The organism is Sphingomonas sp., from assembly GCF_964263785.1.
GTDB lineage: Bacteria > Pseudomonadota > Alphaproteobacteria > Sphingomonadales > Sphingomonadaceae > Sphingomonas.
Genome location: NZ_CAXVWL010000054.1, coordinates 1 through 14,824 on the forward strand (window position 1 = coordinate 1; position 14,824 = coordinate 14,824).

Sequence of the window (14,824 nt, forward strand, 5' to 3'; positions counted from 1 at the left end):
CGCCGCGGCATACAACCTTCAGCTGCTCGCCCGGCAGGCTGCGCCGGCCTGATACGCGGCGTATCCTCCGGTGGCCGGCGTCACCAGCCATCCGCCACGCCGGTTTCGCGCAGACCTTTTTCAACGGTCTCGGTAGTTTGCGGAGGCCAAAGACCGGTCCGATGACGATGAGGTCAGCTGCTGACTTCGCAGCGAGCGTGCGGCTGCCGTATCGCACCGGTGCAACAACCGTCCGCTTTACCCGCCGCCGAGCACCCGGCGGTACAGCGCGACATAGGCCTCGGCCATCGCATCGACCGAAAAGCGGCGCGCCACGTCGGCGCGGCAGGCGGCGCGCTCGATGGTGTGCGCCTGGCCGATCGCCGCCACCGCTTCGTCGAGCGAATCGACGACGAAACCGGTGCGCGCATGATCGATCAGCATCTCCATCGAACCGCGGCGATAGGCGATAACGGGAGTGCCGCACGCCAGCGCCTCGACCACCGATAGTCCGAATGGCTCGTCGAAGCCGATCAGGTGGAGCATCGCGCGCGCGTTCCCCAGCGCGTCGAGCCGCGCCTGCCCGCCGATCGCGCCTTCGTAGATAATGCGGTCGCCGTCGATATGCGGCGCGACCTCGCGGTCGAAATACGCCTGGTCCTGCATCACCCCGTACATCCGCAGCCGCCGTCCGGCGCGCTTGGCAGCGCGGATCGCGTCGGCGGGGCCCTTGTCGGGGTGCATGCGCCCGAAGAACAGCAGGTCCTCACCCCCGTCCACGACGAACGGGAACGCGCCCACGTCGATACCGTGCGGGATCGTCGCGGCGTAACGCAAATCCGCGTGACGGTCGCTGTCGCTGATCGCGACGTAATGCGCGTCGTACTGGTATTCCGCGAGCATCGGTAGGATGCGCTCGGACGGGCAAGCGTGGAGGGTCATCACCATCGGCGTCCGCACCAGCCGGGTAAACCCAAGCGGCACGAAATCGGCCTGATTGTGGACGATGTCGAACGCCCCTGCACGCTCCATGACATGGGCGACATGGCGCATTTCCCAGACCTTGGCGTCGATCGACGGATCTTCCGAATACGGCGCGGGAACGACGGCGTCGAGCGTGGCGGCGGTCCGGCTGTCCTGCGTCGCGAAGAGCGTCACCGCGTGCCCGCGCGCGACCAGCGCCTCGGTCAACAGGCTGGTGACCAGCTCCCACGGGCCGTAGGCACGCGGCGGGGTGCGCCAGGCGATCGGCGCCAGCATCGCGATCCGCAACGGTGGCTCAGCGGGGGCGATAGCTGCGCACCTTCCATCGGCCGGTGCGCGTGCCCTGCCCGGCATGCCACGTCACCCCGGTGTCGCGCAGGAAGCGCGCGTGGATCGCATCGGCGTGCTGCGCGAAATCGTGGAAGTCGATGCGGTGGTGCGCCAGCACGAGCGTGCCGCCGGGGCGCAGCGCACGCGCGGTGTCGCGCGCCACCTGCGCCATCGCGCGCGCAGTCAGGTAATAGAGGATCTCGGCGACGACGATCGCGTCGTAGGTCGTGCGCGGGAACCGCCTGGGCAGCACGAGCCGCTCGACGCGCACCCGCGGGTCATCGCCGACCGCCTTGCGGACGAGCGCGGTCCCGGCCTCGGTCCCTTCGGTCGCGTCGAGCCGAAGCGTGCGCTTCGCCAGCGCGACGCTGTTCGAGCCATTGCCCGCCGCGAGTTCGAGCACGCGCCCCAACGGGCCGTGCCCGAGCGCGTGCAGGATGGCGTCGCGCTTGTGCGCCTCGTCGCGCGCGGCGAAGGTCGACCACGGATCGTCGTTCCCTGCGAACATCGCGTCGAAGCCGTCGAGCGTGATCGCGCGCGTCACCGCGAAAGCTCCCGGAACCACTCGATCGGCCGCGAGAAGGCGCGCAATTCGTGCGGCGCGATCGCGAACCCGCCCGGATCGTCGCGGATCGCGCCGGTCTGGGTACGGTAGCGTCCGATCGCCGCGCGTTTGGGCAGGCCACCGGCGGGAAAGCCGTACATCGGCGCGGATCGCGCGCCGCGCGTCCAGACCAGATAAGCGAAGCGACGCGCGCCCGGCATCCGCGCGCGCGCGGCGGCGGCGGCAACCGCGCGGTGATCGGGATGGTCGTCGGTGGCACACGGCAGGACAATGAGATCGGCCCGCGCCGCCGCAATCGCCCGCGTCACCGCTTGCGCCGCATGCCGGGCCAGCGCGGCGAGCTTGCCGTCGGGCAACCCCAGGAACACGACGTCCCGCGCGGACACCCCGATCGCGCGCATCGCGGCGCGGGTCTCGCGCCGGCGGGCCGCGACCAGGCGGTGCCTGGGCCACGCCACGCTGTTCGGATGCGACGCCGCGCCATCGGCGACGACGACCACGCGGACATGCCGCCCGCGCCGCCGCAGCGCGCGAATCACCCCCCACGCACCGATCGCCTCATCGTCGGGGTGCGGCGCCACCACCAGCGCGCGGCGGACCCGGCCGAGCGGCAGCCGCCTCACAGCGCGGGCACCAGCAGCCCGTCGGCACACGCGCGTGCGACCCGCATCCCCTGCGCGTCGGGCGCGGGCTGGCGCAAGTATACGGTCAGGTCGGCGATCGTCGTCGACAGCGGATGGTCAGCGAACATGCCGGGCAGCCCGACCGCGGCCTGCGCCAGCACGATCGCGCGCTCGGCCGCATCGGTCACCGCAAGCCGCGCTGCGGACACGCGTGCGGGATAGGCTTCGTCTTCCGTCCCCCAGGCCTGCGCCGTCGCGCGCACCGTGGACGCCGCCGATTGCGCCAATCCATAAAGCGAGGCGAGCCGCGTCGACTGGTGCGGATCGTCCGCCCGCGCCGCGGCGATCAGGTGATCGCGGACCTGGTCGAACAGCGCTGCCACCCCGCCTGCGTGGATCGCGACGAAGCGCAACGCGCCGCCGCTGAACCACGGCTCGCGCGCGTAATCGCCGGGCGCGCCGATGAAGCGAAACGTGTCGGGCGGCGCGCCGTGCCAGCGAACGAGGTGGGTGTGCGAGCGCTGCATCCCCAGCGTCCGCCACCAGTCACGGTCGATCGCGGGCGACGACGCGGCGAGATCGATCAGCACCAGCCGGTTGCCCTGCGGCGTGTCCGCCCCCGCCAGTGCATGCGTGAGGGTACCCGCGCCCGACGCATAGGCCTTGCCGCCGATCAGCCGCCCGTCCTCGACGCGCAACGGCTCGCCGGCAAGCGCCGCGTTCCACACGCCGAGCGCGTCATCCGCCACGGTGTCCGCACCCCCATAGCGCGCAACGATCTGGCAGGCGTCGACATGGCCCTCGAACAGCCGGGCCAGCGGCAGATCGGCGCGGCCGATGCGGTACAGCATCCGCAACAGCGCAAGCAGCGCATCGGCATCCGCCGGATCGCCCACGGCGGGCAGCAGCGCCGCGAGCGCCACGATCCGCTCGCGCATCGCGTCCGTGTCGGGTCTCGGCTGGGCGAGGATCGTGTCGAGCGTCGTCACGCCGCTTGCCGCGCGAGATCGGTTTCGAGTGCCGCCAGCGCGTCTTCGGCCACGTCGAGCGACACGGTCCGCTCGCCGCCGGGCCTTTCGGGAACGACGCACATCGCGAAGGCCTCGGCATTGGGCGCGGCCTTCGCGATGGCGGCGACTTCGGACGGCACGCGCGACAGGCGTTCGGACAAGCCTGCGGACTCGTGCCCGAAGGCCCGGCGCGCTGCCGCGTGCATGCGGTAGCGCCAGGCGGCGTCGTGCGGGTGCGCCATCGTGGGCGCAGCGGCGCCGCGGTCGAGCGCGCGCAGATGATCGGCCAGCCCGCCGCGCGCGCGCCCCTCGCGCCGCGACGAGGTTTCGACCGTCACCGCGGCATCGCGGCGGACGCGCAGCCCCGCACGATGTGCCGCATCGACGATCCGCGCATCCTCCGCCGCCGCGACGCCCTCGAACCCGCCCAGCGCGGCATAGGCGTGCGCGCGGAAGGCCAGACTGGCGCCGCTGGTGTAATGGTGGGTGCGCGGCGCTTCCCACGCGACGGGATCGAGCAGCCGGCGCAGCGCGAACAGCCGGTCGTAATAGGCCTCGATCCGATCCTGGAGCGGCATCGCGATCCACGCCCGGCGGACGATCCGCCCGGCCACGACGTCGGCATGCGCGAGCCCTGCCAGATTCGCCGCCAACCAGCCGGGTGCGGGAACCGAATCGGCATCGGTCGAGACGATCGTCCCCGCGCCGCCCAGGACCTCTTGCCCCAGCGCCATCGCCACGCGGCGCGCGCGCCCGGCATTGGCATCGCCGCCCGCGATGCTCCGCACGCGGACCGGAAACGGCAGCTGCGGCGCGCGCGCGGTGACGATCGCCGCACTGGCGTCGGTGCAGCCGTCGAGCAGGATGCACAGGGTCAGCCCTGCCATGCCCTGCGCGGCGATCGCATCCAGGAACCGCGGCAAGCGCTCGGCCTCGTTACGGACGGGAACACACACCGCGATTGGTTTCGTCATCCTCACCCCTTCGACGCGCCGGCAAGCCCTCCGCACGCCGCGCTGCCTGCCCCGTACAACATACGACCGCGCGCTTCGGTCCCCTTATCCGCTCGCGGTGCTCAGCCGGTGGCGGACCGCGGCGAGTACCATTTGGTGCGCGCGTTCGACGATGTCCTCCAGCGACGGGGTGCGTGCGTATAGCGTACGGGCTTCCGCCATCAACGCGGCCCGGCTCGGCAGATGCGGGTGGAGGACGCCCGTCGCCGCTTCGCTCAGCGCGTGGCGCAGCGCCGACAGCTCGCGCTCGGAACAGGCGGTGCGAAGCGCCTGGACGATCCGCTCGGCGCTGAAGCGCGCCGCGAGCTGCTCGGCGGTGCGATGGACGACCTTGGCGCCGAGGCGTTGCTCGCCGCGCACGACCGCTTGCGGCGGCTGCTTCAGCGCGCGGACGATTCCCGCCAGCGCCAAGCCCTTCAGGATGTAATAGGTCGGGTCGACCTGCCACCACCGGAAGCCCTGGCGCGCGCTGCTTTGGAACGCGTGATGGTTGTTGTGCCAGCCCTCGCCCATCGTCGCGATCGCCAACAGCCAGTTGTTGCGTGAATCGTCGCCGGTGACGTAGCGGCGCGTGCCCGCGACGTGCGCCAGCGAATTGATGCAGAACGTCGCGTGCCACAGCAGGATCGTGCTCCAGACGAACCCGACGACCAGCCCCTGCCATCCGCCGACGACCAGGCACAGCGCCGCCAGCGCGACCGCCGGTGCGTTCTCGTGGGCGTGGAGCCAGCGCAATTCGGGGTAGCGGGTCAGGTCGGCGACGCTCGTCAGGTCCGCCTCGTCGTGCTTGCGTGCGAACAGCCAGCCGAGATGGCTGTAGACGAAGCCGGTGTGCCGCGGCGAGTGGACGTCCTCGGGGGTGTCCGAATGCCGATGATGGTGGCGATGCTTCGACGCCCACCACAAAACGCTTTTCTGCGCGGTGCTCTGCGCAAGGCAGGCCAGGACAAATTGGAACCCGCGGCTCGTCGCGAACGCGCGGTGCGAAAAGTACCGGTGGTAGCCGCCGGTGACCGCGAACATGCGCAGGACGTAGAGTCCGGCGCACAGCGTCAGCGAAGCGGCGCTCACCCCCGTCCAGATCGCAGCGAACGCGGCAAGGTGGAGAAGGATGAACGGAACGGCGGATGGGTAGACGATGTCGTGATGGTCGGCGGGCATGATCGGGCGATAACGAGCGGCGGCGGATTTGTGAATGGGCGCAGCGGGTTGGCTCAATGCTTTGCGGGTGCGCGCGTTTCGATAAGCCAAGGCTTTACGCGGCCCGTGGGCTTGGCCACCCCGTCGAGCCGCCGCGCGGCGATGACGCGAACGGGTTGGAGGATCATCTGCCCCTTGAACGCGTCCATGCCGCCGCCGGTCGGCAGCGCCAGGATGCGGCGCACCACGGCCATGCCGCTTACCACATGGCCGAAAGCGGCGTAGCCCAGATATCCCGGGCGCGCGTCCATCTGCGGTGCGGGGCCTGCCAGCAGGACGAAATTGCCTCCCGCCGAATTCGGATCGCTCGCCCGCGCCATCGAGATCGCGCCGTCGGTGTGGCGGATGCCGGTCACCGCGGTGGTCTCCAGCGGGAACGGCGGCAGGATGCGGCGCGCATCGGTACGGATGCCGGCCTGGATGAAGCCCTGACCCGGACTGCGCTTGCTGCGCGCGGCGCGGTAGAAGACGGTGCCGTCGAACCGCTCGTCGTCGACATAGGCCAGGAAGTTCTCGACCGTTCTCGGCGCGTGCCGGGCATCGAGTGCGACGACGATCGCGCCCGCCGAGGTCTGCAGCCGCACGCGGACCGTGGCAGGCTCGCGCGCCGTGGCGGGAACGGCGAACAGCAGGGCGAGGATCAGGAGGACGCGCATCGCCGCGCGCTAGAAGCGCTCGCGGCCCCGCGCAAGCATCTGCTACGCGTAAGCCTTCATGGCCAAGCCCCCCAAAAGCCCGAAGCTGAAGGTCTTCCGCACCGCGATCGGCTTTCACGACGCCTATGTCGCGGCGCCCAGCCGTGCGGCGGCGCTGCGCGCGTGGGGCAGCGACAAGGACTTGTTCGCGCGCGGGGCCGCCGAGGAAGTGACCGATCCGGCGCTCGCCGCGGACGCGCTGGCGGCGCCGGGCACGGTTGTCAGGCGATCGCGCGGAACCGCCGCGGAACAGATCGCCGCGCTCCCGCCCGACCGGCCGAAGCGCACGCCGACCGCCCCGGAGGACGTGCCGGCCCTCGCCAAGACCGCAGCGCCGCGCAAGGCGCCGCGGCCGAAACCGAAGCCGAGCCGGGCGGCGCTGGACACGGCCGAGGCCGCGTTGGCGGCCGCACAGGCACGCCAGAGCGAAGCCCTCCAATCCCTGGCCGAGCGCGAAGCGGCGCTGGCCCGCGAGCGCCGCGACCTGGCACGCACGCAAGCGAGCGAAACCCGCCGCCTCGAACGCGACCGCGACGACGCCGCGGCCGATTACGATGCGGCGGTGCGCCGCTGGCGCCCGTAGGCCTCAGGCTACCGTCAATCCGACGTCGACGTTGTTCCGCGTGGCGTTGGAATACGGGCACACCGCATGCGCCGCCTGGACCAGCCGTTCGGCATCGGCGCGCTCGACGCCCGGCAGCGACACCTTCAGGTCGGTCGTGATGCCGTAGCCGCCCTCCGAACGCGGACCGAAGCCGACCTCCGCGGTGACGGTCGCATCGGCGGGGACGGTGACGCCCTCCTTGCCCGACACCGCCTTCATCGCGCCCAGGAAGCACGCCGAATAGCCCGCCGCGAACAGCTTTTCGGGGTTGGCGCCGCTGCCACCGGGACCGCCCATCTCCTTGGGAACGACCAGCTTGACGTCGACCGAGCCGTCGTCGGATTTCGCGGCACCATCGCGCCCGCCGGTGGCCGTGGCGCTGGTTTTATAGATGACATCGACGGACATGGGGAGCTCCTGTGGTTTGCGCCCGAACGGATGACGCCACCCGCTGGATTTCGCAAGCCGCGTTCCCATCTTTGGCAGCATGCCGATCGACACGACGACCCACCCGAACGTGCTGGCGTTCGGCGACAGCCTGACCGCGGGCTATGGCCTGGCCACCGCCGACAGCTTTCCCGCGCAGCTCCAGACGCTGCTCCGCCGCACCCACGCCCACGCGCACGTTGCCAATGCCGGCGTATCGGGGGACACCAGCGCCAGCGGTCGGGCGCGGTTGCCGCGGGTGCTCTCGCGGATGACCGTGCGCCCCGACCTGGCGATCGTCGAGCTCGGCGCCAACGACCTGCTCCGCGGCATCGCCCCCGCCCGCATGCGCGAGAACCTCCATGCGATCCTGCGCGCATTCGCCGATTGCCGCATCCCGGTGCTGCTCGCGGGCATGCAGGCGCCGTCGTTCCTCGGCACGTTCGCGCAGACCTACGATGCGGTGTTCGCCGACCTTGCCGCGGCGCACCGCATACCGCTCTACCCCTTCTTCCTGGCGGGCGTCGTCGGCGATCCGGCGCTGGTGCTCGCCGACGGCATCCACCCCAACGCGCGCGCGATCGGCCTCGTCGCGGCCCGCATTCTGCCGCACGTCGTGGCGGCGCTGGCGCTCACGGAGGCGCGCGCAGCTTGAGGTAACCGCTTCTTAGGGACGTTGGCGGCATAGGCTTGCGGCACAATTGCCGACTGGAAGCCGATGCCGCCCCTGCCCCTGATCGCGCCCAACCCGCCCCGGCTGAGCGAGCTCGGCGATGCGCTGCGCCGGGTCGAGGCGTCGGGCATCTACAGCAACAATGGCCCGGAGGTCCGCGCGTTCGAGGCCGAGGCGACGCGCGACCTGTTCGGCGGCCACGGCGCCAGCCTTGCGGTCGCCAATGCCACGCTCGGGCTCATGATAGCGATCCGCCACGCCGCCGGGCTCGATCCGAAACCGGGCACCTATGCGCTGATGCCCGCTTTGACCTTCGCCGCGACCGCGCAGGCCGCTGCCTGGGCCGGGCTGACCCCGCTGGTCTGCGACATCGACCCGGACGACTGGGGCGCAGCCCAAGCCGAGGAGGAGCGGCTGCTGCGGCTCCACGGCGCGCGGATCGGCGTGGTCGTGCCCTATGCGACCTTCGGCGACGCGATCGACCTCGACCGCTATGCCGGATTCCAGCAGCGCTACGGCGTCGGCGTGGTCGTCGATGCGGCATCGTCGCTCGGCACCCGCGACGATGCGGGCCAAGGTTTCGGGGCGGAAGCGCTCTTCGCAATCGTCCACTCGCTCCACGCCACCAAGACCTTTGCGGTCGCGGAGGGCGGCTTGATCCACAGCGGCGACGCGACGCTGATCGCCACATTGCGGGCGATGACGAATTTCGGTTTCGAGAGCGGGCGCAGCGCGACCTTGCCCGGGATCAACGCCAAGCTGCCCGAAGTGCTGGCGATCATGGCACGCGAAAAACTGCGCGAGATCGAACACGTCTGTACCCGCCGCACCGCGGTGGAGGCGGCGTATCGCGACCGGCTCGGCGGCTTTACCCTGCAACGGGTCTCCGGCCAGCGCCGCGCGATGCAGTTCATGCCCGTCCTCGTCCCCGCGCACCTCGCCGGCCGCCGCGACGCGATCGCCGCGCGGATCGAGGCGGAGGGGATCGGCTGCGGCCGCTATTTCAGCCCGCATCTGGGCGAACAACCCTGGTTCCGCGCGACCGCCACCATCGAGCCGACCCCGATCGCCGACGCCATCGCCGCACGCATGCTGTCGCTGCCGATCACCGACGCGATGGACCAGGCCGACGCACACCGCGCCACCAACGCCTTCGCGCGTGCCTGTGCCGCGGAGGATCGCATCGTCCCCGCACGCGCCACTGCACCCCGAAGTTCCCTGGGGATCGCCTCGCTCGTCGTCATCGGCGGCGGCCCCGCCGGCACCGCCTTGCTGACCGCGGCGACCAAGCGCGGATTGCTGCCCGATCTCGCCCGCGCGGGGCTGGTCGTCGTCGAGCGCGACGCGCATGTCGGCGGCGGGCGGCTCGGACGCTACGCGATCACCTCCGATTCGACCGCGACGACCTTCCTATCGGCGGTCAAGGACAACACCCATCCCGAACTCGCCGCGCTGACGGACCATGCCGCCGGGCGCGCCGTCGCCGCCTACACCGACTCGCTCGGCGTCCCGCTGGTCGAGGTCGGTCCGCTGCTCCGCGAAACAGGCGACCGGTTGGCGGGAATCGTCCGCGCGAACGGCGGCACCGTGCTGACCGGGCACGAGGCGGTTGCGGCGGTTCGCGACCCCGATGGCCTGTGGACGGTAAAACTGTGCCGCGTCGCCGACGGCCACGTCTTCGACCAGCGTAGCCGTGCAGTAGCAATCGCGACTGGCGGCCACCAGCCGCTCGATCGCCTGGCCGCGCAGACCGTCGCGGGCGCACGCCTGGTCGATATCGCGGGCGACCGGCTGGTCCAGTCCGACGACGTGCTGACGCTCGGCGGCTTCGAGAAGGTCGCCGATGTGCTCGCCGCAAAGCGTGCGCCCAGAATCGCGGTGATCGGCGGATCGACAAGCGCGCTGACCACGGTCGCGCTGCTGCTCCGGGGGCGCCCGGCGCTGCCGCTCGGCGCCGGCGCGATAACCCTGCTCCACCGCCGTCCGCTCAGGCCATTCTACCCCTCGGTCGAGGCGGCACATACCGAAGGGTTCACCGATTTCGGCGCGGACGACATCTGCCCGGTGTCGGGCTTCGTCTATCGTCTCGCCGGTTTCCGGCTGGAAGCGCGTGACCTGGTGGTGCGGATGCTCGGTATCGACGGCCGCGCGCCCGATCCGCGCGTCGCGCTCCACCGCATCGAAGGCGACGACGCGCGCGCGAGAGCGATCGTGCAGGACGCCGATCTCGTCATCGCCGCGCTCGGCTATCGCCCGCATGCGCTGCCGGTTCTCGACACGAGTGGCGCCGCCATCCCGCTCGCCGCGCACACCGGCGCGCCGATGGTCGACAGGCATTGCCGCGTCGTCGGCGGCGACGGCACCGCGATCCCCGGCCTCTACGGCATCGGCCTGGCGGCGGGTTTCGTGCCCTGGGGCGCGCTCGGCGGCGAGGCGAGCTTTTCGGGACAGGCCAACGGGCTGTGGCTGTGGCAGAACGACGTCGGGCTGATGATCGTCGACCAGATCCTCGCGCAACAGGCACGCGCGGCGGCGTGACCACGCCCACGGTCTCGGTGGTGATGGCCGCATACAACGGCGCGGCGCTCGTCGCGGAGACGCTGGCGTCACTGTCGGCGCAGACCTTCAGCGATTTCGAGGTGCTGGTCGTCGACGACCGCTCGACCGATTCGACCCGCGAGGTCGTCGCCGCCTGGCCCGACCCCCGCGTCCGCCTGATCGCGCTGGAAGCCAACGGCGGCCCGGTGCGCGCGCGCAACCGCGGCGTAGCGGAGGCGCGCGGCCGCTACATCGCAGCGCTCGACCAAGACGATCTCTGCCGCCCGGAACGGTTCGCGCGGCAGGTCGCGTGGCTCGAAACGCACCCCGATTGCGCACTGCTCGGCACCCAGGTCGACTGGCTCGACGGCGCACGCGTCGGCCCGTCGCGCTACGCCCCCGTCACCACGCCCGCGCTGGTCGCGTGGCTGACATGGATCGAGAACCCGCTGGCGTGGTCGTCGGTGATGATCCGCGCCGACGCCGCCCGCGCGCTCGATCCGTTCACCCGACCCGAGATGCTCTACGCCGAGGATTTCGACCTGTATCACCGCATCCAGGCGCTTGGCGAGGTCGCCCGCCTCGACGTGCCCCTCCTCGCCTACCGCCGCCACGACGGCGGCGCGTCCCAACGCTTTACGCAAACAATGGAGGCGAGCGCCACGCGCGTTCTGGCCGAAGCGCACGCCGGGACGCTCGGCGACGCCGCGCCCGCGGTCGCCCGGCTGCTCGTCGTCCACCTCATGCGCGGCGACGCCGTACCCGATCGCCCGGCGCTGATCGCGCTCGGCGGCGCGCTGGCAACGCTCCAAAGCACGTTTCTCGCCACCCGCCAGCCCAATGCGGAGAGCAGGCGCCTAATCAAATGGGAAACCGCGCGGCGCTGGGCGGGCATCGGCCGCGCGGGGCTACGGGCGGGCACGCTGACGCTCGCCGACGTGATGGCGGTGCGCCCCGACCATCTCGGCCTCGGCCACGCCGGGCTCGACGACCTGGTCTGGTCGCGGATGATCGGCGGCGCGCGGGGCTTGCGCCGGGCCGGATAGGATAGCTGATCGATGCCCCAAGGGTAGCTCACGCCGGCCATCCTCATCATCAGGATGCCGTTCGTCATCGTCATGCAAGCGGTGCTGAAGGGCGCGGGCGGCATCGCGCTCCAGGTGATGAGGCGAATCGCGCGATGCTTGCCGCCTTCGTCGCGCTGGAAATCGTGCTGCTCGGCCGGGTGTTCCGCGCCAGCCTGCTCGCGGCGGGACAGCGCGCCGGTCTGGGACGACTCGTCGGATTGATGCGGCGGGGCGACTAAGCCCTTGCCGCCGATGCGCTTTGCCCCCATCTTTTGTGCAGCGCAGCATAACGCGTGATCCCGGAAGGATGAACATGCGTTCGATCAGCGACACCATTGCCCGACTGCACCCGCACACGACCGGCGTCGCCGCTGACCGGCTGACCGACCTCGCCGACGTCTTCGACAATCCCGGCGCGCTGCACGCCCGCTGCTACGTGCCGGACGATCTCGCAGCCGGCGCCGCGCTCGTCGTCGTCCTCCACGGCTGCACCCAGACCGCGGCCGGCTACGATCACGGATCGGGCTGGTCGGAGCTCGCCGACCGTTACGGCTTCGCGCTGTTGTTCCCCGAACAGACCCGCGCCAACAATCCCAACCTATGCTTCAACTGGTTCCAGCCCGGCGACACGACCCGCGGCCAGGGCGAAGTCGCCTCCATATGCGCGATGATAGAGAAGATAACCGCGGACCACGCTCTCGATCCCGCGCGCGTGTTCGTCACCGGCCTGTCGGCGGGCGGCGCGATGACGGCGGCGATGCTGGCGACCTATCCCGAAATCTTCGCCAGCGGCGCGATCGTCGCGGGGCTGCCGCACGGCACCGCATCGTCGGTGCCGCAGGCGATGGAGCGGATGCGCGGGTCGGGGCTGCCCGATCGCCATGCGCTGGCGCAGGCGGTACGCGGCGCATCGGCGCATCGGGGCCCGTGGCCGCGGGTGTCGGTGTGGCACGGCACCGCCGACGCCACCGTCGCGCCGGCCACCGGCGAAGCGGTGGTCGCACAGTGGCTCGGCGTCCACGACCTGTCCGCGGGGCCCAGCGAGACCCGGCAGGTCGATGGCGACGCCCAACGATTCTGGCACGGCCCCGACGGCCGCGTCGCGGTGGAGGCGCATGCGATCGCCGGCATGGGCCACGGCACCCCGCTCGACCCGCGCGGTGAGGACGGTTGCGGCACGAGCGGCCCGTTCATGCTCGATGTCGGCGTATCGTCGACGTTGCGCATTGCCGAATCCTGGGGATTGACCGACACGGTCGCGGTCCGCCGTCCCCGGCCCACGGTTGCGGCGGCCCCCGCAAAGCCTGCGCTGCCCACGCACGGCGTTGGCGACGTGATCGAAGGCGCCCTGCGCGCGGCGGGGCTGATGCGCTAGACCTCGATCAGCACCAGACTGGCATTGTCGCTCCCGTCGCGCGCCAGGGCCGCAGCGAGCAGGCGATCGGCGAGCGCGGCGAGATCGCCGCTTCGCGCGAGATCGCGGACGTCGAGCGAGCGCGACACGCCGTCGGAGCACAGCATCAGACGATCGCCGCGCGCCAGCGTCACCTGGGCGGTGTCGATGACGACCGGCGCCATCACGCCCAGCGCGCGGGTGACGACGTTGGCGCGCGGGTGCCCGTCCGCCTTGTCCTCGTCGAGCAGCCCGGCGTCGATCAGGTCCTGGACGACGCTGTGGTCGCGAGTGATCCGACGCACGACGGTGCCACGGACATGATAGGCACGGCTGTCGCCCGCCCAGAAGATCGTCGCGCGGCTCCCGGCGATGTGCGCGGCGACAATCGTTGCGCCGCTGCGACCCCCGCCTTCCGCCAGGATGGCGGCGTTGGCGTGCTGCAACGCGTCGAGCACGCCGGCTTCGGTCACCGGGTCCAGCGCCGCCAGCGTCGCAACTGTGCGTTCGGCGGCGACGTCCCCCGCGCTCAGCCCCCCCATGCCGTCGGCGACTGCCCACAACCCGTATCCGGGCCGGTCGAGCACGCGGTCCTCGTTAATCTTGCGCACCCGGCCGACGTCGGTGCGCGGCGCCGATCGCGGTTCGCCGGGCGCAGCCGCGGGGACAATGGCAGGCTCACGGCGCAAGCGCCGCAGCAACGCTCCCAGCGTCACGAGTCCGTGCGATCCGAGGCCCATTCCGCCGCATCATACGCTTTGACGAAGGCGCGGTCGAGCGACCCCGACGTCGCGCCCTCGACCTGCGCGACCAGATCGGCGTGGCGCTCCGCCACCGCTTGCATCTGCACCGACGCGCGCGGCTTGAGCAGCGATCCCTTGCCCACGGTCGCGGTGTCGAGCGCGACGGGATCGAACCGCGCGATCGCCGCCCGCAGCGCGCCCTGAAGCCCGCCGAAAGTGGCGACCAGATGCCGCTTCAGGTCGCGAAACGACGCCTGCAGCGCTTCGGCACCCGAGAGGAAACCGGTCGAGCTCGTCAGCAGCAGGTCGATCGCGAGCCGCTGGGTCGGCGCCCATTTGAACGGGTTGTTGTCGGCGCCGCCGATCGTCGTACGGTTGAGCCGGTAGCGCAGCCGGGCGCGGTCGCGCTCGGCCATCAGGTCGCCGACGCCCAGCACCATTTGCCGGTACACCGCGCCCGCGCGCCGCATGATGACGTCGGGCTCCTCGCTCGACAGCAGCGACGCGTCGAGCCCGGCGCCCTGGCAAAAGGCCTCGAGCAGCGACCCCGTCGCGGTCTCCGGCAGCGGCGCGGCGTCGGCCCAATCGATCGGCATCGCGCTGGTGCGGCCGAACGGCGCGACCAGGCTGATCGTCCGCCCGGCATCGATCGGCAGATCGGGCAGCGGCGCACGGCTGGCGACGATGCGGAATCGCCCCATCCGCACCGCGCCCGGCACGGCCAGGGGCGTGTCCACCGCCTCCGCCAGCCGCGCACCGGTGTCGGCATAGAACACGCCATTGGCGCCAAGCGCGCGCAACGTCAGCCCGTCGGCCTGCGCGGTCACCTCGCAATGCGCCCGCGACAGCGCGCAATCGGGGTCGGAGATCGACCAGTCGGCCCCTTGTCCGCGCCCGATCGTCAGCGTGCCGTCGCGCAGCAGCCGGACGTCGCACGGCTCCGCGGCGTCGTCTGTGTCGAAGAGCTGGAGCATGTACATG

General features: G+C 71.5%; 16 protein-coding genes. 6 read left to right on the plus strand and 10 right to left on the minus strand.

Features of this window, described 5'->3' with window-relative positions; genetic code table 11:
• Positions 1 to 237: 237 nt before the first annotated feature.
• The 7 genes from ACE5C1_RS07355 to ACE5C1_RS07385 all read right to left on the minus strand — a co-directional run bounded on the left by ACE5C1_RS07355 (position 238) and on the right by ACE5C1_RS07385 (position 6,360).
• Complete coding sequence (locus ACE5C1_RS07355) at positions 238 to 1,239, minus strand: glycosyltransferase family 4 protein (RefSeq protein ID WP_374943413.1); 1,002 nt, start codon at positions 1,237 to 1,239, stop codon at positions 238 to 240.
• 19 nt (positions 1,240 to 1,258) lie between these two features.
• On the minus strand, positions 1,259 to 1,837 hold the full coding sequence (locus ACE5C1_RS07360; RefSeq protein WP_374943414.1) for a class I SAM-dependent methyltransferase: 579 nt from the start codon (positions 1,835 to 1,837) through the stop codon (positions 1,259 to 1,261).
• Positions 1,834 to 2,481 carry a PIG-L deacetylase family protein gene (locus ACE5C1_RS07365; RefSeq protein WP_374943415.1) on the minus strand — a complete coding sequence of 216 codons (648 nt, stop codon included), beginning with the start codon at positions 2,479 to 2,481 and terminating at the stop codon, positions 1,834 to 1,836. Before ACE5C1_RS07365 ends, ACE5C1_RS07360 begins: the two co-directional genes overlap by 4 nt.
• On the minus strand, positions 2,478 to 3,470 hold the full coding sequence (locus ACE5C1_RS07370) for an acyl-CoA dehydrogenase (protein WP_374943416.1): 993 nt from the start codon (positions 3,468 to 3,470) through the stop codon (positions 2,478 to 2,480). The genes ACE5C1_RS07365 and ACE5C1_RS07370 overlap by 4 nt, the downstream gene beginning before the upstream one ends.
• Positions 3,467 to 4,465: a glycosyltransferase gene (locus ACE5C1_RS07375; protein ID WP_374943417.1), complete on the minus strand. Its 999-nt coding sequence runs from the start codon at positions 4,463 to 4,465 to the stop codon at positions 3,467 to 3,469. Before ACE5C1_RS07375 ends, ACE5C1_RS07370 begins: the two co-directional genes overlap by 4 nt.
• A gap of 84 nt (positions 4,466 to 4,549) precedes the next feature.
• Positions 4,550 to 5,665: an acyl-CoA desaturase gene (locus ACE5C1_RS07380; RefSeq protein ID WP_374943418.1), complete on the minus strand. Its 1,116-nt coding sequence runs from the start codon at positions 5,663 to 5,665 to the stop codon at positions 4,550 to 4,552.
• Positions 5,666 to 5,718: 53 nt separating this feature from the next.
• Positions 5,719 to 6,360 carry a peptidylprolyl isomerase gene (locus ACE5C1_RS07385; protein WP_374943419.1) on the minus strand — a complete coding sequence of 214 codons (642 nt, stop codon included), beginning with the start codon at positions 6,358 to 6,360 and terminating at the stop codon, positions 5,719 to 5,721.
• Between the two features lie 58 nt (positions 6,361 to 6,418).
• Here ACE5C1_RS07385 and ACE5C1_RS07390 point away from each other — a divergent pair, with 58 nt between their 5' ends.
• A complete protein-coding gene (locus tag ACE5C1_RS07390; protein ID WP_374943420.1) occupies positions 6,419 to 6,982 on the plus strand; it encodes a hypothetical protein in 564 nt (187 codons plus the stop codon).
• Between the two features lie 3 nt (positions 6,983 to 6,985).
• Here ACE5C1_RS07390 and ACE5C1_RS07395 read toward each other — a convergent pair whose 3' ends face one another.
• Positions 6,986 to 7,411, minus strand: a complete 426-nt coding sequence (locus ACE5C1_RS07395) for an organic hydroperoxide resistance protein (protein WP_374943421.1) — start codon at positions 7,409 to 7,411, stop codon at positions 6,986 to 6,988.
• A gap of 79 nt (positions 7,412 to 7,490) precedes the next feature.
• On the opposite strand from ACE5C1_RS07395, the gene ACE5C1_RS07400 reads away from it, so the two are divergent.
• The 5 genes from ACE5C1_RS07400 to ACE5C1_RS07420 all read left to right on the plus strand — a co-directional run bounded on the left by ACE5C1_RS07400 (position 7,491) and on the right by ACE5C1_RS07420 (position 13,082).
• On the plus strand, positions 7,491 to 8,084 hold the full coding sequence (locus ACE5C1_RS07400; protein WP_374943422.1) for an arylesterase: 594 nt from the start codon (positions 7,491 to 7,493) through the stop codon (positions 8,082 to 8,084).
• 63 nt (positions 8,085 to 8,147) lie between these two features.
• Positions 8,148 to 10,640, plus strand: a complete 2,493-nt coding sequence (locus ACE5C1_RS07405) for a DegT/DnrJ/EryC1/StrS family aminotransferase (RefSeq protein ID WP_374943423.1) — start codon at positions 8,148 to 8,150, stop codon at positions 10,638 to 10,640.
• Positions 10,637 to 11,686, plus strand: a complete 1,050-nt coding sequence (locus ACE5C1_RS07410; protein WP_374943424.1) for a glycosyltransferase family 2 protein — start codon at positions 10,637 to 10,639, stop codon at positions 11,684 to 11,686. Before ACE5C1_RS07405 ends, ACE5C1_RS07410 begins: the two co-directional genes overlap by 4 nt.
• Before the next feature lie 134 nt (positions 11,687 to 11,820).
• Positions 11,821 to 11,946, plus strand: coding sequence for a hypothetical protein (locus ACE5C1_RS07415; RefSeq protein ID WP_374943425.1), 126 nt, complete (start codon positions 11,821 to 11,823; stop codon positions 11,944 to 11,946).
• A gap of 74 nt (positions 11,947 to 12,020) precedes the next feature.
• A complete protein-coding gene (locus ACE5C1_RS07420) occupies positions 12,021 to 13,082 on the plus strand; it encodes an alpha/beta hydrolase family esterase (RefSeq protein ID WP_374943426.1) in 1,062 nt (353 codons plus the stop codon).
• Here the strand turns inward: ACE5C1_RS07420 and ACE5C1_RS07425 are convergent.
• Together ACE5C1_RS07425 and ACE5C1_RS07430 are read right to left on the minus strand one after the other, a co-directional pair.
• Entirely contained in the window at positions 13,079 to 13,816 is a 738-nt protein-coding gene (locus tag ACE5C1_RS07425) for a PP2C family protein-serine/threonine phosphatase (protein WP_374943427.1), read from the minus strand. The two genes, ACE5C1_RS07420 and ACE5C1_RS07425, sit on opposite strands and share 4 nt — an antisense overlap.
• Positions 13,813 to 14,823, minus strand: a complete 1,011-nt coding sequence (locus ACE5C1_RS07430; protein ID WP_374943428.1) for a type VI secretion system-associated FHA domain protein — start codon at positions 14,821 to 14,823, stop codon at positions 13,813 to 13,815. Before ACE5C1_RS07430 ends, ACE5C1_RS07425 begins: the two co-directional genes overlap by 4 nt.
• Position 14,824: the final 1 nt, after the last annotated feature.